Below are 23,281 nucleotides of genomic sequence, written 5' to 3'. Positions count from 1 at the left end.
TCTATGTTGGTTGATTACTTTTTCTTAGTCTCAGCAATCAATTCGCCGTACATCTGGTCATCTTCCTTCATCATGTTATAGGCGTCGTCACCAGTAATAACGACTGGCATGATGCCTTGTTTTTTCAATGCTTCCTGATAAGCCGGTGTTTTCACAACTTCAGTGAAGGCATCCACCAGCTGTTTCTTAATGTTGTCGTCAACTTTTGCGGTAGTCGCCAGAACCGCCCAGGCGCGCATTTTGACGTTAACATCCAGATTCAGAGCTTCTTTAAAGGTCGGGACATCTGGGAATAATGGGAAACGTTTTTCATCCATGACGCCTAGCACTTTTAAAATACCGGCATCGACCTGAGATTTAACTGAACCAGGTGTCGTTAATACCGCATCAATATGTTCGCCAACTAGGGCGGCGATTGAAGGGCCGGTACCTTCGTTATAAGGAACACGATTAAACTTAGTGCCAGTGATTTTCTCGATATTTATCGTTGCCAGGTCATAAATAGCCCCCATGCCAGAGTTACCCACTTTAATTTTTCCAGGGTTTGCTTTAGCGGCATCAATAAACTCTTGCAGAGTGTTATACGGTGATTTGGCATTAACGACGACGGCAACCGGATCGGCAATAGTGGTAGCTATCGGCGTGAAATCTTTATAAGTCACTGGAGATTTCCCCTGGTGCGGGAACATGGCTAATTCAACGGTAGTCATCACCAGCTTATATCCATCCGGGCGGGCTTTTGCCACTTCAAGCAAACCGGTAATACCATTACCCGCAGGTTTATTTACCGGAACCATCATGGTGCCAGATGGCATTTTGTCGCGAGCAAATTCAATTACAGTACGAGCAGAAGTATCAGTGCCACCACCTGGATTCTTTGGAATAACAACATCAATATTCTTTTTTGGATAGGTAAGAGTTTGTTCAGCATGTACCGCCCCAAAAGGCAGCAGCATCAATAAGGCACATAACAGGTTCTTCTTCATAGGGTACTCCGCTGTTTTTATTTATTGTGGGTAATGACTTGGTAAACGATGTTTGTTCGATTAAATGTCCACGTCAGATGTAAAACGTCCCCTTCGGCAATAATGGCTGGGTAGGAAAATTCACCTTTGCTGTGTTCCAAAGCCCAGGGCTGCGACCACGTAGCACCATTATCTTGTGATCCCAACAAGGCAATCGGATAACGGCGCCCCCAGTTTCCTTCAACAGGATTACACGCTAGGACCAGAGTACCGCAGTCCAGACGAGCCACATCAATTCCACTGTTATTATTGGGAAGCGACGTGGCATAAGCAGCGCACCAGCTTCGGCCATAATCAAAAGAATCAGTACGATAGATCTTTCCACGCGTACTGCGTAGCAACGCGTGAATATTTCCCGGTTGCGATTCCCACAACGTGGGCTGAATCACACCATCCCAGGCGAACACTTGCTGCAAGTCGCATTCCCACAGTGCATCGTCTTTAAGACCTTGCCAGATATTTTCCTCTTGGCCATGAACAGGTTGCTGATGTTCAAAAGGAATGTCGACTTTGAACCAGGATTCTCCACGGTCAGAAGAAATATCGACAAAGGCATCCCAGTGCCGCTCGTTTTCTGTAGAACCCGGAGCTAACCACTCACCGTTGCTCATCACCAGAAGTTTGTTTTTTACGGGACCACGCGGCATTGGATCGCCATTGATTAAGGCACGTGGTTCGCTCCAGCTAAGGCCTCCATCGTGAGAAACCGCAACACGCGTGGCCCAAGTGTGCACATCCGGCCCGACTTTATAAAATAGCCACACCGTCCCTTGCTGGTAATGCAGCACGGGATTCCAGTGCGCCATCCCCTCTTCAGCCATGATGCGCTGCGCGGGTTGCCATTCATTATTTTGCGCACGTGCGAGCCAAATTGCGGTATTACCACAGCCCTCTTTACTCCCTGCAAAAAATGCCACCAGAACACTTTGCTGTTCGGGCAATATCACCAGCGTCGAAGCATGACATTGGGCAAAATCCGTTTGTGATTCAGGCAACAAGAACTGGCGACTTTTTTGGGTGAAGGACATCCACTCTCTCCTTAAATCGCCAGTGTTTTCTTAATATCTCGCCCCAATTGCACCATGCTATCGATCGCCTGCGGGAAGAAGGTTTCACTGTAACCTTGGCTGGTGCGAACCCGACAAATATGGGTCGAGAAATTACCAATTTGTTGCTGGAAAGATTTGGCACACACCGGGTAATCCAGGTTTTCAGCCAGCGCCGCAGTAGAAAGGTAATCTGCCAGTCGACGCGCTTTGTCCGGCTGGCTTTGCCAGTTTTCATATAGCCAGACATACAACTCAGGATGGAAGTTAGCCATCACGCCGCTGTATGCCTGGCATCCTGCCTGCAGTGAAGCCAGTAACGTTTGGCTATTCGCATTGGCCAAATGCAGACGACTGCCTTTGGTCAACTCCAGGCGGCGCGTAATTATCGGCAGGCTACAACAGGTGTCTTTGATGAAGGTATAACGGCCACTTTGCGCACACCATGCGACTGTTTCTTCACTTAACAGTCGTTTGTACGGGAAGGGACATTCGTAAATACCCAGATCCACATGTTTAGGCACATCTGCGGTCAGGCGCTGTAAATTTTCCAGTGCCAGCGCATCGCTTTCACCAGCCAGAGCCAGCCGGTTACTGATGAGGATCACCGCATCTACACCGGTATCAGACATTTTAATAAGCTGTTCACGCTGGTGGTTGAATGCATTCGCGGTATGTCCGGATGCCACAACCGGCACTCGCCCATCCACACATTTCACGACAAATCGCACCAATTCGAGGGATTCTTCATCGCTGAGGAAAAACATTTCACTCGACTGACAGTCTGCAAATAAACCATGCACACCTGCCGACAGATACCACTCGATTAAGCGTTCAAGCGACGACCAGTCGATCTCTTTTTGTTCGGTAAATGGCGTTAACATCACCGGCCAAATACCACGGTATTTTTGTTCGTTCATCAACTCGCCCTCTTACAACATCCGAATCGCGTCACCGGCAATCTGCACCCTAATTCCTTGGGTCAGCGACTGGGCAACAAAGGCCTGCAATACCGTTTGCAGTTCATTTTCTGGCACATAGGCCACTGTCAGGTGATTACTTTGGTGGCCCGCCATCAGGTCATCACGTCCAACACCATCAAGTACCGCATTGAGCAGTGGCCATTCGTAGCAAGTAGCGCGACGGCGGCGTTCAAACTCATCAGTTGGTAATTCCACGGCATGCCCGGTACCGATATGCATGATGACATCACACCCTTCGTAATGCGCTCGCGCCCAAATAAAGCGCCCGGCCTTGCCCTGCCCGCTGATGGTTGATCCACCATAAGGGAAGTACATCGCTGGCTGACGGTAACCCGTAGCACCGGCAATACCGCCTTTCAGATGTTCAAACGGTACGGCGCCCGAGATTTCAAGATCCCAATAGAAAGTGCCCTGATATTCACTGCCCCAGCGGATGTCATGCAACGTGGTTTCGGCAGGCAGAGAGAATGAAGTTAATAAGCGCCATAACATGGTTTGCGGGATAGCGGTGCCCATGTCCACTTCGTTGATACATGGAATAGGTTGCCCGGCACAGATGATGTTGCCCTGCTCGTCCGGGATCGGGAATCGTTCAGTAGAGCCAATTGCGCCTTCTGCAAAATCAGAGGCAGCACAGCTATCTTTCAATCCTTGCTGATACTGGACACCCACCGCAGACAGACCAAAACGCTGCACAAATCGCGCCATGGCAATCATCATTGCGCACTGTTCTTTAACCTGCTCGCGGGTCAGTTCTTCACGGTCATTTTCGCCAAACTGGAATTTCATGCCACGTTCCTGATACCAGTTGAGGCACTCTTCACGCAGTTCATCAGGCACTTTTGCCATCTCAACCAATAATGCCGACTGAGATAACGATTCGATTGGCATACCGATATTCACCATCGCTTGCTGCGGAAATACGCCGTTAATCATCCCCATGCAGAAAGTGTCAAAAAGGCCAAGAATCTCTTTGTTTTTCAGAATGAATTCACCGGCTTTACGCCCCATATCCCCCGCAGATGTCGCCATTACCGAATGTGTTGGTGCGACATCTTTCAGGTAACGGGTCGGATGCTGCAATGAACCGTAGCGCAGCCAGGTTTTCAGGCCGTTAAGGAACAAATCGTCATCAAAATTTTCTGACCACAGACGCGAGTAGGATTTGCCAAGGCTGGTTAGAGAGCCCGCCAGGCACAACATGCCAACTAATCCAGGCCAAGTACCATCGAAATTTGCCAGTAGTAAAACTGGGCCTTTGTGATGTACCAGCGAAGGGGCGACGTGATGCGAATATTGCCAGGCAGTCAATAAAACAATCACTGGTGCATTTTCATCAATCTGAGCAAATAAATCGCTGCCCTGGCGTTGGCTGCTGATAAATCCATGACCACGTTCTTCATCAATCGGATGAGCACGTATCATGCTATAGCCCAGAGAACTCAAAGCATCCTGCAATTTCGCTTCGTATTTTTGCTGCACCGGCCAGCAGGCAAGATTCGCTGATTCGCGTAAATCAGCATTGGTCACCATCAGGATTTCATTTTTACCCGCGGTTATTTTTTGAGGCACAGAAGGTAGAGTTTGCGTAATCACGTTCTTATTCCTTTTATGTAATTAATTAGCCCCGAGGTATTGCTGCATAACAGCCTGATAGCGCTGCTGGTCCTGATACATTTGCAGATACACCTGATATTTCGCGTCGTGGAATGCACGGTGTGCATGGTCCGGTTTAATAGTCTTATCGAGTCTGACCATTGCCCTGGCCGCGCTTGAAAAACTGTCAAATACCTTGCAGGCAACAGCACCGTTGAGTGCAGCTCCCAGCGTGACGGCATCTTCTTCTTCAACCAGATAGATAGAGCGCCCGGTGGCGTTAGCATATTCACGTAACCAGAGCGGATTTTTGCTCGCCCCACCGCATAACGTTATGGAGTCAATTCGCTGCCCGTGTTGTTCCATGGTTTCGATAATGTGACGAGTGCCATAAGCGATAGCTTGCAACGTGGCGAGATACAGCCGGGCCAGAGCTTGCTGACCCTTTTCAAGCGTTATCCCGGCGACCATTCCTTTAGCGCTGGCATCTGATCGCGGTGAACGGTTGCCATGGTGATCCGCCAGAATATGCAGTTGGCGTGTAGGGTATTGTTCGGTTTTTTCTAGTTCCGCAACCCAGTGGTTGAGGATTTGATATACGCTACAACCCAGTGCAGCAGCTTCATTTTTCAACCCAGGCCACGCATCGCTTTGCATCAACGTCCAGTCAACCAGTGCACCAGCAGCACTTTGCCCACCCTCGTTCAGCCACCAGCCTGGGTACATTGCCGCAAAGTAAGGCCCCCAGACGCCAGGGACAGATTTGGCTTCCTGGCTTACAATCATGTGGCAATTCGACGTCCCGCTAATTAGTGCAAGATTGGCTTCAGGCGCGGTAGCTACCAATGCCAGGCCGCCAGCATGAGCATCGATTAAACCGCTAGCGACAATCACATTGCTGGTTAGACCCAACTGGATTGCTGAGTCTGAGCACAGTGCGCCAACGGGTTGCCCAATTTGAATAATCTGTGGTGGAATTTTGTTAACTAAATCAGTTAATTCAATAGATTCCAGCAAACTTTGGCTAAATCGTTCTTCATGCGCGAGATAATTCCATTTACAGGTCAGCGTGCAGACACCTGCAGCATCTACACCTGTTGCACGCCAAACGAGGTAATCGGCCAAATCAAAAAAGCGCCAGGTAGATGCGTAACGCTCTGGATAGTGCTGTTTCAGCCAGAGAATTTTAGGTAATTCCATCTCAATGCTGACTTGCCCGCCAACGTATTGCAGCGCTGAATCATTCGTCTCATTGATACACTGAGTTTCAACGCCTGCCCGGTGATCCATCCACATCACAATGTCATGATCGGCATCCCCTTCCTCGCCAACCGCCACTGACTGGCCGCGATCGCCTACCGCCACAAGAGAACAAGTCGCATCGAATCCAATAGATGCCACTTGCTGGGGTTGCACGCCCGCAAGACCTATCGCTTCACGCACCGTTGTGCACACTTGTTGCCAGATATCACTGGAGGATTGTTCGACCCGATTGGGCGGATAATGAAACTGCTGGATAGGGCGTACTGAAAATGCCAAGCGGGTTCCATCCATAGTGAAAATACCTGCTCTGACACTTGCAGAACCAACATCAACGCCAACAAATAATTTAGTCATTTTTCTGCTCTCATCGGCTACTGCGTCGAGAAAGCATATTGGTTTAGTGAATAAGTAAACACAACTCGCCGCTGTCTATTTTGTGATCAGCCCGACAAGGCGTGGCTTGCTTCAAATGAAGATCAAAGGTTAACTATTTGTTTTTGAAAGGTTTAATTGAGAGTGATTTTTGTACTATTTTTAGGGCGGGGGCTGAAAAAATCCAGAGAGTAAAACGGGCCGGAATGATTTCATTCTGGCCCGTTTTACGTCTAACAACAGGAATTACGTCCCGGAATAAATGTCGAAACTAAAGTATTTCGAAGCGAGCTTTTTATAAGTGCCATCCGCAATAATCTGGCTTATCGCTCCATTGAGCGCTTCACGTAATTCGGTATCATCCTTTCGCAAACCAATTGCAGCACCGGCACCGAATAGTTCAGGGTCCTGCAACGCTCCGCCTATCATGGCAAAATCTTTACCCTGCGGTTTATTCAGGAAACTGTATTCCGCCATTACACCAGATAGCACAGCACCATCAATACGCCCGGATTCTAAATCCTGCACCACCAAATCAGCCCCCTGATAAGCAACGACATTTACGCCAGAATTACGCCAGTTTTTATTGGCATAAGCTTCTTGAGCAGATCCTTGCTCAACACCAATCGTTTTACCTTTTAACTGTTCAAGCTCAGGTTTGATGTTGGTATTTTTATGTGCGACCAGAAATACTGGGCCGTTATAAATTTTATCGGTAAAGGCGACCTGCTCTTTTCGTTTTTCCGTCATATACATCCCGGAAAGAATGGCATCAAACTTTCTGGCTTGCAGCGCAGGAATAATCGCATCGAAATTATTCTCTACCCACACGCATTTCGCCTGAAGTTTCTCGCAAATAGCATTCCCTAAATCAATATCAAAGCCGACTACCTTGCCATTAGCGTCTTTTGATTCAAAAGGGGCAAATGTCGGGTCCACACCAAAACGAATTTCTTTAATATTATTTGCCAATGCCGAAGTTGTCGCCAGCAGAGCAATTAATGGCAGAATGTATTTTTTCATATTAGCTCCAGCAGTTAACGACAATAAGTTTGGACTAAGCGGGAAAAGAACGAGGCGCCGGTAGAAATAATGTCATCATTAAAGTCATACCCTGGGTTATGCACCATACAGCCACCCTTATCGCCCTTCTCTCCATTCCCTAACAGGAAATAACTACCCGGACGCTCTTGCAGCATAAAAGCAAAATCTTCGCTGCCGGTCGAAGGGAGAACTTTATCGAGCACCGCATCTTTACCAAAGAACTCAACGGCCAGCTCCCGGGCAAACGCCGTTTGCTCATCATCATTAATCAGCACTGGATAGGAGTCGTAAACTTCCACTTCACAACTTGCACCAAAACTTTGAGCAGTAAAATCTGCTAACTCTTCAATCCGTTTAATCAGCAGATCGCGGATCTCCGGCTTCATCGCGCGCACGGTTAATTCCATCACCGCAGTATCTGGAATAACGTTGGAAGCAATGCCCGACTGGAATGTTCCCACGGTAACAATCGCGGTTTCACCCGGAGTGACATTACGAGAAACAATGGTTTGCAACGCGGTAATTAACGCAGCCCCAGTGACGATTGGGTCGACAGTACGATGTGGATAAGCACCGTGGCCGCCATAACCTTTGATGGTAATTTTTACCGTATCCGCCGAGGCCATGAAATTGCCGGAATAGAACCCGAGCTTCCCTGTTGGCAAGCCAGGCATATTGTGGAGGGCAAAAACTCGGTCACAAGGGAAGCGGTCGAATAACCCGTCTTTAATCATTAAATCTGCACCGCCAATCGCTTCTTCGGCTGGCTGGAAAATAAGATGCACAGTGCCATTAAACTCACAGGCATTTGAGGCAATATATTTCGCTGCAGCTAATAAGATGGTGGTGTGGCCATCATGCCCGCAGGCATGCATTTTGCCAGGCACTGTACTGGCCCAGGGTAAATTGGTTTCTTCAAAAATAGGTAATGCATCCATATCAGCACGCAGGCCAATAGATTTATTCGAATCCCCTTTTTTCAAAGAACCCACAACACCAGTAGTGCCAATTCCTCGAGTGACTTTATATCCCCAGGATTCAAGTTGCTTTGCTACTAAATCACTGGTTTTAAACTCTTCCAGACTTAATTCTGGGTTTGCATGCAGATAATGACGTATTGCAATCATCTCATCTTCTGATGCTTTTATTTCTGGAATAACGAAATCCGTCATGCTGCGCTCCGGTGGAGTTATAAGTGTTTGTGTTTGCATAAACAACTTAGCTGGATAACGTTTTAATGCAAGCAGGAATACTTATGACGCGGAGTGAAACATTCAAAATATTAATAGATAATTTTGATGTAAGTGTTAAAAAGAAAAACCCCGCGAACGGGGTTTTTAATAATTCTAAATGCCAGAACCAATATTAGAATGGAATATCGTCATCGAAATCCATTGGTGGTTCATTGTTAGATGGTGCTGGAGCGCTCTGCTGCGGGCGAGATTGTTGCGCGCCGCCGCTGAACTGGTTACCACCTTGCTGCGGTTGCTGAGGCTGACCCCAACCACCTTGTTGTTGGCCTGGAGCACCGCCGCCGGCAGGAGCACCACCTGCTGCACGTCCACCCAGCATTTGCATGGTGCCGCCAACGTTAACCACGACTTCGGTAGTGTACTTTTCAACACCAGCCTGGTCAGTCCATTTACGAGTTTGCAATGCACCTTCGATATAAACCTGGGAGCCTTTACGCAGGTATTCGCCTGCTACTTCTGCCAGTTTGCCAAACAGCACTACACGGTGCCATTCAGTTTTTTCTTTGGTTTCGCCGGTTTGCTTATCGCGCCAGGACTCTGACGTGGCCAGAGTAATGTTGGCAACTGCGCCACCATTTGGCATGTAGCGTACTTCCGGGTCTTGACCCAGATTCCCGACGAGAATCACCTTGTTTACGCCTCTGCTGGCCATGATCGTGTCTCCTGAAACGTTTAATAAGTAGTGTAAACCCTCGATTCTACCACGCCACCCCTAATCTTTATAGCTGCGGGATGCATTCCAGAATCTCGGTAGGATATACATTATTGCATTAAAGCACTGGATATCCATTCAGGTTTTATTGTGTCATAATTAGCCGTTTGTGATCGTCGGCGGCCTCCAGTGCGGCCTGGCAAAGAGCGTTTAAACCGGGAAAGGTGAATGGATAAGATCGAAGTTCGGGGCGCCCGCACCCACAATCTCAAAAATATTAACCTCGACATTCCACGCGACAAGCTGATTGTCGTGACTGGGCTTTCGGGTTCTGGCAAATCCTCACTGGCTTTCGACACCTTATACGCCGAGGGGCAACGTCGTTACGTTGAGTCTCTCTCCGCCTATGCGCGTCAGTTCCTGTCGTTGATGGAAAAGCCTGATGTCGACCACATTGAAGGCTTGTCGCCTGCGATTTCTATCGAGCAGAAATCTACCTCGCACAACCCGCGTTCCACCGTCGGCACTATCACTGAAATTCATGACTACCTGCGCCTGCTATATGCCCGCGTAGGTGAGCCGCGTTGCCCGGATCACAATGTTACTCTTGCGGCGCAAACCGTGAGTCAGATGGTCGATAACGTTTTAGCTCAGCCTGAAGGCAGGCGCCTGATGCTGCTTGCGCCAATCATTAAAGATAGAAAAGGCGAGCACAGCAAAACGCTGGAAAACCTGGCAAGCCAGGGTTATATCCGCGCAAGGATCGACGGCGAAGTGTGCGATCTATCCGATCCACCAAAACTTGAGCTGCAAAAGAAACACACCATCGAAGTGGTGGTTGACCGTTTTAAAGTTCGTGAGGATTTAGCGCAACGTCTGGCCGAATCATTTGAGACAGCGTTGGATTTATCTGGCGGTTCTGCTGTTGTCGCCGATATGGATGACGAAAAAGCTGAAGAATTGCTGTTCTCGGCAAACTTTGCCTGCCCAATTTGCGGCTATAGCATGCGTGAGCTGGAACCTCGTCTGTTCTCGTTCAACAACCCGGCCGGTGCCTGCCCAACCTGTGACGGGCTTGGCGTGCAGCAATATTTCGACCCGGATCGTGTTGTGCAAAACGGTGAGCTTTCCCTTGCTGGCGGCGCAATTCGTGGCTGGGATCGCCGTAACTTCTATTACTTCACGATGATGCGTTCGCTTGCGGAGCATTATAAATTCGATATCGAAACGCCGTGGAACGAACTGACAGCCAGCGTGAAAAGCGTGGTGCTTAACGGCTCCGGTAAAGAAAGCATTGAGTTCAAATATATAAACGACCGTGGCGACACCTCGGTGCGCCGCCATCCGTTCGAAGGCGTTCTGCATAATATGGAGCGTCGCTACAAAGAGACTGAATCTTCTGCAGTGCGTGAAGAACTGGCGAAATTTATCAGCAACCGTTCATGCGCAAGCTGTGAAGGTACACGCCTGCGTCGTGAAGCACGCCATGTGTTTGTCGAAAACACGCCGTTGCCTACTATCTCTGATATGAGCATCGGCCATGCGATGGAATTCTTCCAGAACATGAAACTCAGCGGCCAGCGGGCGCAAATTGCTGAGAAAGTGCTGAAAGAGATTGGCGACCGCCTGAAATTCCTGGTGAACGTCGGTCTGAATTATCTGTCGCTATCACGTTCAGCTGAAACGCTGTCCGGTGGTGAAGCGCAACGTATTCGTCTGGCAAGCCAGATTGGTGCGGGTCTTGTCGGCGTGATGTATGTGCTCGATGAACCCTCTATCGGCCTGCACCAGCGTGATAACGAACGCCTACTGGAAACTTTGATTCACCTGCGCGATCTCGGTAACACCGTGATTGTGGTTGAGCACGATGAAGATGCTATCCGCGCCGCAGACCATATTATCGATATCGGCCCTGGTGCCGGTGTTCACGGTGGCCAGGTGGTTGCTGAAGGCACCATGCAGGACATCATGGATGTGCCTGAATCCCTGACCGGACAGTTCCTTAGCGGGAAACGTGGAATTGTGGTGCCGAAAAACCGCGTGCCTGCCGATCCGGAGAAAGTACTTAAATTGGTTGGTGCGAAAGGCAACAACCTGAAAGATGTGACACTGACGCTACCGGTAGGTTTGTTTACCTGTGTGACCGGGGTTTCCGGTTCCGGGAAATCAACGCTGATTAACGACACCTTGTTCCCGATTGCTCAAACTCAATTGAATGGTGCAACGCTTGCAGAACCTTCGCCATACCGCGAAGTTCACGGTCTGGAGCATTTCGACAAAGTTATTGATATCGACCAAAGCCCAATTGGCCGTACGCCTCGTTCAAACCCTGCGACTTACACCGGCGTGTTTACGCCTGTGCGTGAGCTGTTTGCAGGTGTGCCAGAATCACGTGCGCGAGGTTATACGCCGGGTCGTTTCAGCTTTAACGTGCGTGGTGGGCGTTGCGAAGCCTGTCAGGGCGACGGCGTGATCAAAGTCGAAATGCACTTCTTGCCGGACATTTACGTGCCGTGCGACCAGTGCAAAGGCAAACGCTACAACCGCGAAACGCTGGAAGTTAAGTACAAAGGCAAGAGCATCCACGAAGTGCTGGATATGACCATTGAAGATGCTCGTGAGTTCTTTGATGCCGTACCTGCGCTGGCGCGTAAGCTGCAAACGTTAATCGACGTGGGTCTGTCTTACATTCGTCTTGGGCAGTCAGCAACGACGTTGTCAGGCGGTGAAGCACAACGTGTGAAACTGGCGCGTGAGCTTTCTAAGCGCGGCACCGGGCAAACGTTGTATATCCTCGATGAACCGACGACTGGCCTGCACTTTGCAGATATTCAGCAATTGTTGGAAGTTCTGCATCAGTTGCGCGACCAGGGCAACACCATTGTGGTTATCGAGCATAATCTGGACGTGATTAAAACCGCAGACTGGATTGTTGACCTTGGCCCAGAAGGCGGTAGCGGCGGGGGCGAAATTCTCGTTTCCGGTACGCCTGAAACCGTGGCGGAATGCGAGGCATCACATACCGCTCGTTTCCTTAAGCCTTTGCTGAAATAGTCGAATCAGTCAGAAAGCTGCTGCCTGGTTTGCTGAGGCAGCAGCGATAATGCCTGCTGATAAGAGGCATCAACCAGATAGTAAATCTGTGAATCCAGAAGCGAGCCATCCAGATAAAGCGTGCTCCAGTGCGCTTTGTTCAAATGCGCGCTAGGATGCACATCACTATGTTGTTCACGTAACAAGTCGGCAAGTGCCGGGCTCGCCTTTAACGACACTGCCGGGCGTGCTTCCACGTCATGCACCATCGCATACATCACATCCGCCACCTTTATTTGTGTGGCCTTCCAGTCGCTATGAACCGTTTGTTCCGCTCCGGGTTTGTTCATGCAGTACTGCAATAGCTCCGAATTGGTCATTTTATTCCCCTTGAGAGACTCCCGTGAAAACGATGTGCTGGCCAGTTTAAGTCGCTGGCACCTCTAAGTGTGCGAGCAACTAGCCAAAAGGTAAAACTCAACGGGGAAATTTTGATGAAAAAAACGGCGATGGGATTGGTATTGCGTCATTAAAACCGATTTTACCCTAAATAATTCGAGTTGCAGGACAAAAGGCTTTAGCCTTTTGAGCAGCGCTTGCGCTGACCTCGACAGAGGCGAGGCTTTGCCGAGTAACGCGGCAAGTGAACTCACCCCAGGAGCTTACTAAAGTAAGTGACTGGGGTGAGTAAGCGCAACCAACACACCTGCAGCTTGAAGTATGACGGGTAAATTAATATTCAGAGTTAACAATCACTTCTTCGCCAAATGCCCCTGCTTTTGGCAATGGCTGATAGCTGGAGTTTGAAGCGCGTAGCAGGCGAATACCTCTCGCACCTACGTCCTGAGCAGCAGTAATATCGCCGTCTGAGTCACCGTAGAACACTTTGATTTTCTTATCTTTCAGCCACTGCGTCTTCGTATTTTGCCCAGGTTTATCACCAGCAAAAATAACCGGGTTAACGCTGGCTTGCGGGATCAGGAAATCATTTTGTAGCGTTTGGGTCACGGTTTCTGTTTTGGTCTGGCTGCGGCCTGTCACAAAGTAGATGCTGTCGCCGCGTTTGAGGTGCATGGCGATAAGATTTTTCGCCACTTCTTTTGGCATACTGAACTCATCCCAGCCGTTGTTCATTTTTTCCCAGAAAGCAGGGTTTTTCAGGTAATCCTGTTTCCCTGGAGAAAACTCTTTTTGCCCGCGATAGAAGCCAGGGCTTGAGAAAAGCACCGTGTCGTCAATATCGAAACCAACCGCTATCGGGGCACGCCCCAACAGGCTATTTTCAATTTGAGCAACGGAAACCCAGTGAACAGGAACTTGCTGAGCCAGTTGTGCAACAGTCACACCAGGGTTGAGCTGAGCAGGTACAGATTCCTTAGCAACAACAGACTGATTCAATCCCAATAACAAACAAACGGCACTTAATGCCATAGTTAGCTTACGCATCATTTTCCCTTTAATTATGATTAGTGAGGGTGATAAAGCAGAACAGATGGTCAAAAATCAATTCGACCATACCGATGCGAAAGCGCCAGAGGAAGGAATTTTTCAAGATTTATCATAGAAAAAGGCGATGATCACACATCGCCTTTTTAAGATTAAAAGTAAGTGAGTACTTACATTACAGCTGCAAACGCCTGTGCCACACGCTGTACGTTATTGCTGTTAAGTCCTGCGACACACATCCGCCCGCTGGCGATCAGATACACGCCAAACTCATCACGCAGGCGGTCAACCTGTTCCGAGCTCAGGCCGGTATAGCTGAACATGCCACGTTGTTGCAGCAGATAGTCGAAGTTGCGATCTGGCATTTCCGCTTTCAGCACGGAAACCAAAGCCTGGCGCATATCAAGAATACGGCGACGCATGGTTTCTACTTCAGCCAGCCAGTTGGCTTTCAGTTGTTCGTCGTTCAACACCAACGCCACCACCTGCGCACCAAAGTTTGGCGGGCTGGAGTAGTTACGGCGTACGGTCGCTTTTAGCTGACCCAGTACACGGCTTGCAGTTTCCGCGTTTTCACAGACAACAGAAAGGCCGCCGACACGCTCGCCATACAGCGAGAAAATCTTCGAGAACGAGTTGCTGACCAACGCTGGCAACCCGGCGCTGGCAATTGCACGAATCGCGTAAGCATCTTGTTCCATGCCTGCACCAAAGCCCTGATAAGCGATATCAAGGAAAGGAATCAGCTCGCGAGCTTTAAGGATTTCGACGACTGCATCCCACTGGGAATCGGTCAGGTCAGAACCTGTCGGGTTATGACAGCACGGATGCAGCAGTACGATACTTTGTGCAGGTAGGGTATTCAGGGTTTCCAGCAATGCTTCGAAGCGCACACCATTGGTCTCGGTATCGAACCACGGGTAGGTATTCACTTCAAAACCCGCACCGCCAAAGATAGCGACATGATTTTCCCAGGTCGGATCGCTGACCCACACCTGGGAATTTGGGAAATAAGTTTTCAGGAAATCCGCACCCACTTTCAACGCACCGGAGCCACCAAGTGTTTGAATAGTGGCGATACGGCCTTCCAGCAACGCCGGGTGGTTTTCACCAAACAGCAGCGGAGCAATCGCGCTGCGGTAGCTGTTCAGACCTTCCATTGGCAGGTAAATAGATGCGCCATGCGGCGTAGCATTCAGGCGTTCTTCAGCTTGAGCCACGGCCTGCAACTGCGGGATGATCCCATCTTCGTTGTAATAGAGGCCAATGCTGAGGTTGACCTTGTCGCTACGCGGATCAACTTTGAAACGTTCCATAAGGGAAAGGATTGGGTCGCCAGCATAGGCGTCAACTTTTTGAAACACGGTGAGGTTCTCCTGGTTTACAGTGTCGCGGACAACCAATGTAAACCGGAAGTTGGGGCGAGATCGAGGGGTTTATGCTTAGAAACACCCCTCTCCCTGAGGGCGGTCTCTTATACACAACTCACTCAGGCAATCTTGTCAGGGTGAGATCTTTAAGCCTCGTTGATTTTCCGTTCACCCGTGCGTTCAGTTATCTCTTTCATTCCCGAAAACGGTGAACGTATCAAGGAGAGAACGCCCTCTCCTTGATAATCCTGGCGCCCGGTCATTAAATTGCCGCTGCGCGGTAAACCCCAGCTTATCCCCAACATCAGGGTCGTTCGCGACTCGCTCCCGGCGGATCGCTCTCTTTCGCTGCTCCCGGCAGCTCAACCCTGATTTATGGGGAACACTGGGGGCAATTTATACCGGGTACAAGGTCAAAACCCGCTCGGTGCTGTCTTTGGGTTTTGACGTTGACCTTTGGTTCCGGCTTCAATCGCTATATGAAACACGGAACACCGGGTGAACGGAACTGTCTCCCAACTTAAAACGATGAGACTAAGAGACAGCCCCGAGGGTGAGGGGGAAAGCCAGAAAACTAGTCCAGATACTCCATAGCAACCCTTGACGTCAGGCGCGTGATAAGTTCGTAAGCACTCACTTTTGTGATTTCAGCAATACGTTCAACCGGCAGGCTATCGCCCCACATCACCACGCTATCACCCACTTTGTCTGCTGACTGCGGGCCAAGATCGACACAAATCATGTCCATCGCCACACGCCCGACAATTGGCACTTCACGACCATTCACCAGCACAGGGGTGCCAGAAGGCGCTGCGCGCGGGTAGCCATCTCCATAACCAATAGCAACCACACCCAGACGAGTATCGCGCTCGGCAATCCATGTACCGCCGTAACCGACCGCTTCACCGGCTTTGTGCGCACGCACCGCAATCAGACTGGAAGTCAGTGACATCACCGGCTGACAACCAAAATCTGTGCCGCACGATTGTTGCTCCAACGGAGAAACGCCGTACAAGATAATGCCTGGGCGAACCCAATCCATATGCGAGGCTGGCCACAACAGGATGCCACCAGATGCGCCAATAGAACGCTCTCCAGGCTTGCCCGCGGTAAACGAATTGAAAATATCGAGCTGGCGCAGTGTGGCGTCAGATTCTGGTTCATCTGCACGGGCAAAATGGCTGACGATATTCACCGGCTGGCTGACATTTTTGCAGCGGGAGAGACGCTGATAAAACGCCTCTGCTTCTTCAGGCAAGATACCCAACCGATGCATGCCGGTATCCAGTTTCATCCACACGGTAATCGGATGGCTTAACTCAGCCTGTTCCAGTGCTTCAAGCTGTTCGATGCAGTGGATGGCAGTCTGGAAATTTTGCTCGGCAATGGTCGCAAGGTCGCTTGCATTAAAGAAGCCTTCCAGCAGCAGAATGGGCTGAGTGATCCCACCCGCACGCAAGCGAACACCTTCCTCAAGACGGGCCACGCCGAAGGCATCAGCATCGGTCAGTGTTTGGGCTGTCTCCAGCAGACCATGCCCATATGCGTTTGCTTTCACAACCGCCACCATACGGCTGGCTGGAGCCAGTTCGCGCAGGCGTTGCAGATTATGTCGCAGAGCGCGGCGGTTAATTTTTACGGTTGCCGCTTGCATGTTCGTTCCTTGCTAAAAATTAAATATGGGATACCACAAATCCTCAAAATCATTCGTTTCACAACAAGGCGGCAAGAGAACTCGTCCCGATGAGCTTACTAAAGTAAGTGATTCGGGCGAGTGAACGCAGCCAACACAGTTGTGGCACGAAGGATGAAGAGGATTTAGTCTTCGTCGTACTGAGGGCCTGCATAGTTATCGAAACGCGAGAACTGCCCGTTAAACGTCAGGCGCACGGTGCCGATTGGGCCGTTACGCTGCTTACCGAGGATGATTTGCGCGATGCCTTTCTCGTCACTGTTGTCGTTATAAACTTCGTCACGATAGATAAACATAATCAAGTCGGCATCCTGCTCGATGGAGCCGGATTCACGTAAGTCGGAGTTCACCGGGCGTTTATCGGCACGTTGTTCCAAAGAACGGTTCAACTGCGAGAGCGCCACTACTGGCACCTGTAGCTCTTTTGCCAGCGCTTTTAGTGAGCGCGAAATCTCGGCAATTTCCAGCGTACGGTTGTCGGACAGCGACGGCACACGCATCAATTGCAGGTAGTCGATCATGATAAGGCTCAGGCCACCATGTTCGCGGTAGATACGGCGCGCGCGGGAGCGCACTTCCGTTGGCGTCAGGCCTGAGGAGTCATCAATGTACATGTTGCGTTTTTCAAGCAAGATGCCCATGGTGCTGGAAATTCGCGCCCAGTCTTCATCATCAAGCTGGCCGGTACGGATTTTGGTTTGGTCGACGCGTGACAGCGACGCAAGCATACGCATCATGATTTGTTCGCCGGGCATCTCGAGGCTGAAAATCAGCACCGGTTTTTCCTGCAACATCGCGGCGTTTTCGCACAAGTTCATCGCAAAGGTGGTTTTACCCATCGACGGACGCGCCGCCACAATGATCAGATCCGATTTTTGCAGACCCGCTGTTTTCTTGTTCAAGTCCTGGTAGCCGGTGTCGACGCCCGTTACGCCATCATGTGGCGTCTGGTACAGCGTTTCGATACGCGAGACTGTCGCTTCGAGGATTTGGTCGATACTTTTCGGGCCTTCGTCTTTATTCGCACGGCTCTCAGCAATCTGGAACACACGGGATTCGGCGAGGTCGAGCAAATCTTCACTGGTTCGCCCTTGAGGGTCGTAACCGGCATCGGCGATTTCATTCGCCACAGAAATCATTTCACGCACTACGGCACGTTCGCGCACGATATCAGCATAGGCACTAATGTTCGCAGCACTTGGCGTATTTTTTGATAATTCGGCCAGATAGGCGAAACCACCGACACTTTCCAGGTTGCCCTGAAGTTCCAGAGATTCAGAAAGCGTGATCAGGTCGATTGGCTTGCTCATTTCGAGCAAACGCTGCATTTCGGTGAAGATCATGCGGTGTGGACGGCTGAAAAAATCGTTAGCCACGACGCGCTCGGAAACGTTATCCCAGCGTTCGTTGTCCAGCATTAAACCGCCCAACACCGACTGCTCCGCTTCCAGAGAATGTGGCGGCATTTTCAGCCCTTCCATCTGACGATCGCGGGGTTCTTTCGGTTTGTTGAAGGGTTTATTTCCTGCCATAGTGAGGGCGTTACCAAAATCAGATAAGAGAGACGAGAGTTTACTCTATCTCCCTCCGAGGAAACAGAAGGAGTTCTCATGGCAACACGCATTGAATTTAGTCAGCACGGCGGACCAGAAGTCTTAAAAGTTGTTAAATTCACCCCAACCGCACCCGCAGAAAACGAAGTCCAGGTTGAGAACAAAGCGATTGGTATCAACTACATCGACACCTATATTCGCAGCGGTTTATACCCACCTCCGATGCTACCAAGCGGCCTCGGCACTGAAGCTGCGGGCGTAGTCAGTAAAATTGGCAGCGCGGTAACACATATTAAAGTTGGCGATCGTGTGGTCTATGCACAGTCAGGACTTGGCGCTTACAGCAGTGTTCATAACGTACCGGCAGATAAAGTAGCAAAACTCCCGGACGCTATCTCTTTCGAACAAGCTGCTGCTTCCTTCCTTAAAGGGCTGACGGTCTATTATCTGCTGCGTAAAACCTACGATATTAAAGCCAACGAAGTTTTCTTGTTCCATGCCGCAGCCGGCGGCGTGGGGCTGATTGCCTGCCAGTGGGCAAAAGCGCTGGGTGCCAAATTAATTGGCACTGTCGGTTCTGCGCAAAAAGCAGAAAGCGCCAAAAAAGCCGGAGCCTGGCAAACCATTAACTATCGCGAAGAGAATCTTGTCGAACGCGTGAAAGAGATAACCGGCGGCAAGAAAGTGGCGGTGGTTTATGACTCGGTCGGGAAAGATACTTGGGAATCGTCGCTCGATTGCCTGCAACGGCAAGGTTTGATGGTGAGTTTTGGGAACTCTTCCGGCCCGGTGACGGGCGTGAATCTGGGGATCCTGAACCAGAAAGGCTCGCTGTATGTTACGCGTCCGTCACTAAATGGTTACGTCACCACGCGTGAAGAGCTGGAAGAAGCGTGCAACGAGCTGTTCTCGTTGATTGCCAGCGGCGTGATAAAAGTGGATGTGGCGGATAGCCAGAAGTTTGCCCTGAGCGATGCTGCACTGGCTCATGCAACACTTGAGAGCCGCAGCACGCAAGGTTCTAGTTTGCTGATTCCATAAAAGAATTTGGGCCTCCCGAGGGAAGCCCATTCTTTTTTGTTCGCTCTGTATGTAGGGTACAGCGCGATGAATTCGTTTTTTTGCAACCCGGTAATAATGTCAGGTTTGGTAAATAATTGATATCCCACAGCCCGCGAACTTAGCCAGAAAGATGCGAGGTTGTGATCAACTCCGCAATACCTGAGCAATTCACACGGTTATTGCTGCTAAAATTTAGCGCTTATCCGCAACCAACGACAAAGCATGTTCCACAACGTCGATTCCTGCACCGGCTTTATGGGCATTTTCACTCAGATAACGACGCCATTGGCGCGCACCCGGAATACCCTGGAAAAGTCCCAACATATGGCGAGTGACATGGCCTAAATAAGTGCCGTTTGCCAGTTCACGCTCAATGTACGGATACATGGCACGAACCGCTGCAACGGTGTCGATTTCCGGCGAATCAATACCAAAAATCTCCCGGTCAACCGCCGTCAGCAGGCCAGGGTTTTGATAGGCTTCGCGCCCCACCATTACGCCGTCCATATGTTCCAGATGCGTTTTAGCTTCTTCCAGCGTTTTAATTCCACCGTTAATCGCCATCGTCAGATGCGGGAAATCACGCTTTAACTGATAAACACGCGGGTAATCCAGCGGTGGAATTTCACGGTTTTCTTTCGGGCTTAAACCAGAAAGCCAGGCTTTACGGGCGTGGATGATAAACATCTCGCATTCACCCTTCCCGGCTACCGTGCCAATAAAATCGCAGAGAAATTCGTAGCTATCCTGGTCGTCAATGCCGATACGCGTTTTGACAGTAACCGGAATAGAAACCACATCACGCATCGCTTTAATACAATCGGCAACGCGCTGCGCGTCCGCCATTAAACACGCGCCAAACATGCCATTTTGCACACGATCTGACGGGCAACCCACGTTCAGGTTAATTTCATCGTAGCCGCGCTCTTGCGCCAGTTTCGCGCAAATAGCCAATGCAGCCGGATCGCTACCGCCTAATTGCAGCGCGATAGGATGCTCGTCTTCGCTGTACGCCAGATAGTCCCCTTTGCCATGAATAATTGCACCGGTTGTCACCATTTCGGTGTACAGCAGTGTCTGGCTAGATAACTGACGCAAAAAATAACGGCAGTGGCGATCGGTCCAGTCAAGCATCGGCGCAATAGAGAAACGATGTGGCTGGAAAGGAGTCTGGCTGATTTGTGAGGACATAGGCACTGGCGTTTACGGGCTACGGTTAAAAAAGGGTCGCTACTATAGCATAAAGCAGCGTCGGGACACCCGCTCGTCCCGACTGCTATTTTTATCAGAAGGTAACGCTAAGCTGCGCTCCGGCCCCCCATGTCTGGTCTTCGCCGTATAGCCCCATTAAATCAACATGAACACGATTAAATGGCGCAAAACCAACACCGCCGGTAAAGACGTTGCTGTCGTTTGATTTGACGTCGGCACGATAACCCGCACGCACGGCAAGCCATGGCAGCGGCGTAATTTCTGCACCGACGCCAACGTACTGCGAGTCTTCTTCGCTTTTGAAGCCTTTGGTTTCGGTGAGATCACCATCGGCGCTAAGGGTGATGAGATCGTTATGCCAGGCTACACCAGCCGTCACCAATGGACGAATCTGGTACGTGTCTTTGTAGTTAGTTGTCTCACCGGTTCTGCCATTGGTGATCAGAATATCTTTGGTATCAATGTCACGCGAAATCAGGTTCTGACCGCTCAGACCAACCGTCCAGTTTTCGCCGAAATCGGCCGCCAGGCCCGCATCCACATTGAAACCGGTATCATCATTGCGATAGCGGCTGCTATTCCAGTCACTGCTATCGTAGTTATAAATCGAGGTGGTGTAGTTATAGAGCCAGGTTTTTTGCAACTTCGGTGTGACGCCAAAAGAAACCGGCACTCCACCGAGATCAAACTCCTTCGCAAGCGCCACGCCATAGTCAGAGACAATAGCCGCACGGCCAGAAGCAGTAGAATTCAGATTGCTGGTGATAACATCGGAGCCATTAATAGCGGCATCAAACGCAACGCCCCCGGCCACTGCCCGAGAACCGGCGATGCTATTGAGATAATCGATATCTTGCTGATCGATGGAAGAACTAACATGCGCACGCGCATAGGCTTTTGCGACAAAAGCCACTGAAAGCACGTCGTTTGGAATACTGACTGCGATACTGGCACCCGCCTTCGCGTTTGCCGTTTTTCCTTTCAGATCATTCAGCTCACCAGCCAGATCGCCCGCAGCACTCTGAAACTGGCTGAGCGAACCATTTGGATTTAAAAGGATATCCTGCAGGGTGAGATCGTCGATAACGTTTTTGTATTGATCAACCTTATCGCTAATGTCATCAATCTGATCCTGCAGATTATCTTTATCCGTAATTTGCGCACTCACAGACGGTAGAATAACCGTCACTGTGTCGTCCTGCTTAGCCTTAGCCAGCAACGCGGGGTTCGTAAGCACCCCACTTCCGTAGCTCGCGGAAGCGACACCAGTACCACCCATTGCATCACTTCGTGCTTCAGACCATGTGCCCGCCGCATAAGCGTGATTTGCCATAAATAAAGATGCGGCGCTAAACGCCGCCAAAGTTTTCATTTTTTTCATTCACCACACGTCCGTCTGTTGATCAGATGTAATAACTGCCCCTGCCAGTTATGACTGAACAGAGGCGGACTATTGCTGTGAATAAAAGGCTGAAAAGTGGGCTGTTTCGCCCATCGGAATCCCGTTTCTATCCTTCAGGATTATGAGTTCAAAATTTCCATGCAAACTTATTTATAGTTTACCGTTCGGTTTTCGTGAAGGCTGACCGTCATGTGGGCCGAAAAATTGGGGGGGATGATCAATCCATCGATCCTGTCGCTGTGCGGCATAGCCTGGGTTTAGCGGGTAATAAATTCGATTCTCAGCTTTATTTGCCTCCCCCACAATTAGCAGTCGGACTTCATGCTCTGTGTTGTTGATAAAGGTATGGCAGGTACCTGTTCCAGCGGGGAAACCAACGCTATCGCCAGGTTCAAGTGGGTAAAGGTGCCCATTAATCCACACTTGTGGATGCCCTTCGAGCACATAAGCAAACTCTTCTTCGCTGCTTTCAGCATGAGGATAAGATGTGCGGCGACCTGGTAGCAGGCGCTCATGATGAATTCCCAGGCGATTAAGACCCAGCTTGCGGGCCAGTGGCGCGCCAATAGAAAACCGCTCTGCGCTGTCTGGATAAGTCGAATCATCGTCACCTTCTATTTCCTTCCAGTGGCGAATGCAATCAGGTTTATTCATAACAAACTCCGGGATAGTCATCTCAAAAGGTTGTGGCTAAGCGCACCACTCGGCGTTTTTTGCGCGTTGTGATAAAGTGTAGGGCTAATCTACAGGGGAATACTGATGGACATCACGACTTCACAAAACGTGTTAGCGCAGGCTGAAAAACTATGCGAGCAGCGTAATGTGCGCCTGACACCACAACGTCTTGAAGTATTGCGTTTGCTGACTCAGCAAGCAGGCGCTATCAGTGCTTATGATTTGCTGGATTTATTGCGTGCCAGCGAACCGCAAGCTAAACCCCCGACAGTGTATCGTGCGCTCGATTTTCTGCTCGAACAAGGTTTTGTACACCGTGTAGAGTCCACCAACAGCTATGTGTTGTGCAATCTTATCGATCAGCCAACTCACTCATCTGCGATGTTTATTTGTGATCGATGTGGTGCGGTGAAGGAGCGTAGTGCGGAAGGTGTGGAAGATATCATGCACCAACTGGCGGCCCAGTTAGGGTTTGCTCTGCATCATAACGTTATTGAGGCGCATGGTTTATGCAGCGCGTGTGCAGAAGTTGAAGCTTGTAGCCACCCGGATGCTTGCGGGCATGACCACTCCATTCAGAGTAAAAAGAAGTCACGTTAGA

Annotated in this window: 19 protein-coding genes; 3 read left to right on the top strand and 16 right to left on the bottom strand. The window is 50.1% G+C overall.

Annotated elements, in window-relative coordinates:
* Positions 1 to 14: 14 nt before the first annotated feature.
* From LVQ79_RS13570 to ssb1, 8 genes are all read right to left on the bottom strand, one after another.
* A complete protein-coding gene (locus tag LVQ79_RS13570) occupies positions 15 to 986 on the bottom strand; it encodes a tripartite tricarboxylate transporter substrate binding protein (protein WP_232865366.1) in 972 nt (323 codons plus the stop codon).
* A 17-nt stretch (positions 987 to 1,003) separates the two neighbouring features.
* Entirely contained in the window at positions 1,004 to 2,053 is a 1,050-nt protein-coding gene (locus LVQ79_RS13565; RefSeq protein ID WP_232865365.1) for a sialidase family protein, read from the bottom strand.
* A gap of 11 nt (positions 2,054 to 2,064) precedes the next feature.
* The gene (locus LVQ79_RS13560) at positions 2,065 to 2,991 is read right to left on the bottom strand and encodes a dihydrodipicolinate synthase family protein (RefSeq protein ID WP_232865364.1); all 927 of its coding nucleotides are present in this window, start codon (positions 2,989 to 2,991) and stop codon (positions 2,065 to 2,067) included.
* 12 nt (positions 2,992 to 3,003) lie between these two features.
* Entirely contained in the window at positions 3,004 to 4,650 is a 1,647-nt protein-coding gene (locus tag LVQ79_RS13555) for a signal transduction protein (RefSeq protein WP_232865363.1), read from the bottom strand.
* 21 nt (positions 4,651 to 4,671) lie between these two features.
* Positions 4,672 to 6,267, bottom strand: a complete 1,596-nt coding sequence (locus tag LVQ79_RS13550; protein ID WP_232865362.1) for an FGGY-family carbohydrate kinase — start codon at positions 6,265 to 6,267, stop codon at positions 4,672 to 4,674.
* Between the two features lie 264 nt (positions 6,268 to 6,531).
* Positions 6,532 to 7,308: an ABC transporter substrate-binding protein gene (locus LVQ79_RS13545; RefSeq protein ID WP_232865361.1), complete on the bottom strand. Its 777-nt coding sequence runs from the start codon at positions 7,306 to 7,308 to the stop codon at positions 6,532 to 6,534.
* A 14-nt stretch (positions 7,309 to 7,322) separates the two neighbouring features.
* The gene (locus LVQ79_RS13540) at positions 7,323 to 8,501 is read right to left on the bottom strand and encodes a M20 aminoacylase family protein (RefSeq protein ID WP_232865360.1); all 1,179 of its coding nucleotides are present in this window, start codon (positions 8,499 to 8,501) and stop codon (positions 7,323 to 7,325) included.
* Between the two features lie 193 nt (positions 8,502 to 8,694).
* Complete coding sequence (gene ssb1, locus LVQ79_RS13535; protein WP_232865359.1) at positions 8,695 to 9,234, bottom strand: single-stranded DNA-binding protein SSB1; 540 nt, start codon at positions 9,232 to 9,234, stop codon at positions 8,695 to 8,697.
* A 228-nt stretch (positions 9,235 to 9,462) separates the two neighbouring features.
* Between ssb1 and uvrA the strand changes: the two genes are divergently transcribed.
* Entirely contained in the window at positions 9,463 to 12,288 is a 2,826-nt protein-coding gene (uvrA, locus tag LVQ79_RS13530; RefSeq protein ID WP_232865358.1) for an excinuclease ABC subunit UvrA, read from the top strand.
* A gap of 5 nt (positions 12,289 to 12,293) precedes the next feature.
* Here the strand turns inward: uvrA and LVQ79_RS13525 are convergent, their stop codons facing one another.
* From LVQ79_RS13525 to dnaB, 5 genes are all read right to left on the bottom strand, one after another.
* Positions 12,294 to 12,647, bottom strand: a complete 354-nt coding sequence (locus LVQ79_RS13525) for an MmcQ/YjbR family DNA-binding protein (RefSeq protein WP_232865357.1) — start codon at positions 12,645 to 12,647, stop codon at positions 12,294 to 12,296.
* 352 nt (positions 12,648 to 12,999) lie between these two features.
* A complete protein-coding gene (gene aphA / locus LVQ79_RS13520) occupies positions 13,000 to 13,713 on the bottom strand; it encodes an acid phosphatase AphA (protein ID WP_232865356.1) in 714 nt (237 codons plus the stop codon).
* A gap of 170 nt (positions 13,714 to 13,883) precedes the next feature.
* Entirely contained in the window at positions 13,884 to 15,077 is a 1,194-nt protein-coding gene (gene tyrB / locus LVQ79_RS13515; protein WP_232865355.1) for an aromatic amino acid transaminase, read from the bottom strand.
* Positions 15,078 to 15,657: 580 nt separating this feature from the next.
* Positions 15,658 to 16,737 carry an alanine racemase gene (gene alr, locus LVQ79_RS13510; RefSeq protein WP_232865354.1) on the bottom strand — a complete coding sequence of 360 codons (1,080 nt, stop codon included), beginning with the start codon at positions 16,735 to 16,737 and terminating at the stop codon, positions 15,658 to 15,660.
* Positions 16,738 to 16,901: 164 nt separating this feature from the next.
* Positions 16,902 to 18,308: a replicative DNA helicase gene (gene dnaB / locus LVQ79_RS13505; protein ID WP_034492420.1), complete on the bottom strand. Its 1,407-nt coding sequence runs from the start codon at positions 18,306 to 18,308 to the stop codon at positions 16,902 to 16,904.
* Positions 18,309 to 18,386: 78 nt separating this feature from the next.
* Here dnaB and LVQ79_RS13500 point away from each other — a divergent pair, with 78 nt between their 5' ends.
* A complete protein-coding gene (locus tag LVQ79_RS13500) occupies positions 18,387 to 19,370 on the top strand; it encodes a quinone oxidoreductase (protein WP_232865353.1) in 984 nt (327 codons plus the stop codon).
* Between the two features lie 213 nt (positions 19,371 to 19,583).
* Here LVQ79_RS13500 and dusA read toward each other — a convergent pair whose 3' ends face one another.
* The 3 genes from dusA to LVQ79_RS13485 form a co-directional block, all read right to left on the bottom strand.
* Positions 19,584 to 20,582 carry a tRNA dihydrouridine(20/20a) synthase DusA gene (gene dusA, locus LVQ79_RS13495; RefSeq protein WP_232865352.1) on the bottom strand — a complete coding sequence of 333 codons (999 nt, stop codon included), beginning with the start codon at positions 20,580 to 20,582 and terminating at the stop codon, positions 19,584 to 19,586.
* Positions 20,583 to 20,676: 94 nt separating this feature from the next.
* Positions 20,677 to 21,984 carry a conjugal transfer protein TraF gene (locus LVQ79_RS13490; RefSeq protein ID WP_232865351.1) on the bottom strand — a complete coding sequence of 436 codons (1,308 nt, stop codon included), beginning with the start codon at positions 21,982 to 21,984 and terminating at the stop codon, positions 20,677 to 20,679.
* Positions 21,985 to 22,155: 171 nt separating this feature from the next.
* On the bottom strand, positions 22,156 to 22,659 hold the full coding sequence (locus LVQ79_RS13485; RefSeq protein WP_232865350.1) for a cupin domain-containing protein: 504 nt from the start codon (positions 22,657 to 22,659) through the stop codon (positions 22,156 to 22,158).
* 105 nt (positions 22,660 to 22,764) lie between these two features.
* On the opposite strand from LVQ79_RS13485, the gene zur reads away from it, so the two are divergent.
* On the top strand, positions 22,765 to 23,280 hold the full coding sequence (gene zur / locus LVQ79_RS13480; protein ID WP_151994223.1) for a zinc uptake transcriptional repressor Zur: 516 nt from the start codon (positions 22,765 to 22,767) through the stop codon (positions 23,278 to 23,280).
* Position 23,281: the final 1 nt, after the last annotated feature.

This window comes from Buttiauxella cochleicola, from assembly GCF_021282405.1.
Classification (GTDB): Bacteria; Pseudomonadota; Gammaproteobacteria; order Enterobacterales; family Enterobacteriaceae; genus Buttiauxella; species Buttiauxella massiliensis.
This window is presented reverse-complemented; position numbering and strand designations above follow the sequence as displayed.

Coding starts and splice junctions, on each gene's coding strand:
- uvrA (WP_232865358.1), top strand. CDS start 9,463: ATGGATAAGATCGAAGTTCGGGGCGCCCGCACCCACAATCTCAAAAAT.
- LVQ79_RS13525 (WP_232865357.1), bottom strand. CDS start 12,647: ATGACCAATTCGGAGCTATTGCAGTACTGCATGAACAAACCCGGAGCG.
- LVQ79_RS13490 (WP_232865351.1), bottom strand. CDS start 21,984: ATGAAAAAAATGAAAACTTTGGCGGCGTTTAGCGCCGCATCTTTATTT.
- alr (WP_232865354.1), bottom strand. CDS start 16,737: ATGCAAGCGGCAACCGTAAAAATTAACCGCCGCGCTCTGCGACATAAT.
- aphA (WP_232865356.1), bottom strand. CDS start 13,713: ATGCGTAAGCTAACTATGGCATTAAGTGCCGTTTGTTTGTTATTGGGA.
- LVQ79_RS13540 (WP_232865360.1), bottom strand. CDS start 8,501: ATGACGGATTTCGTTATTCCAGAAATAAAAGCATCAGAAGATGAGATG.
- zur (WP_151994223.1), top strand. CDS start 22,765: ATGGACATCACGACTTCACAAAACGTGTTAGCGCAGGCTGAAAAACTA.
- ssb1 (WP_232865359.1), bottom strand. CDS start 9,234: ATGGCCAGCAGAGGCGTAAACAAGGTGATTCTCGTCGGGAATCTGGGT.
- dusA (WP_232865352.1), bottom strand. CDS start 20,582: ATGTCCTCACAAATCAGCCAGACTCCTTTCCAGCCACATCGTTTCTCT.
- LVQ79_RS13565 (WP_232865365.1), bottom strand. CDS start 2,053: ATGTCCTTCACCCAAAAAAGTCGCCAGTTCTTGTTGCCTGAATCACAA.
- dnaB (WP_034492420.1), bottom strand. CDS start 18,308: ATGGCAGGAAATAAACCCTTCAACAAACCGAAAGAACCCCGCGATCGT.
- LVQ79_RS13570 (WP_232865366.1), bottom strand. CDS start 986: ATGAAGAAGAACCTGTTATGTGCCTTATTGATGCTGCTGCCTTTTGGG.
- LVQ79_RS13560 (WP_232865364.1), bottom strand. CDS start 2,991: ATGAACGAACAAAAATACCGTGGTATTTGGCCGGTGATGTTAACGCCA.
- LVQ79_RS13485 (WP_232865350.1), bottom strand. CDS start 22,659: ATGAATAAACCTGATTGCATTCGCCACTGGAAGGAAATAGAAGGTGAC.
- LVQ79_RS13545 (WP_232865361.1), bottom strand. CDS start 7,308: ATGAAAAAATACATTCTGCCATTAATTGCTCTGCTGGCGACAACTTCG.
- LVQ79_RS13500 (WP_232865353.1), top strand. CDS start 18,387: ATGGCAACACGCATTGAATTTAGTCAGCACGGCGGACCAGAAGTCTTA.
- LVQ79_RS13550 (WP_232865362.1), bottom strand. CDS start 6,267: ATGACTAAATTATTTGTTGGCGTTGATGTTGGTTCTGCAAGTGTCAGA.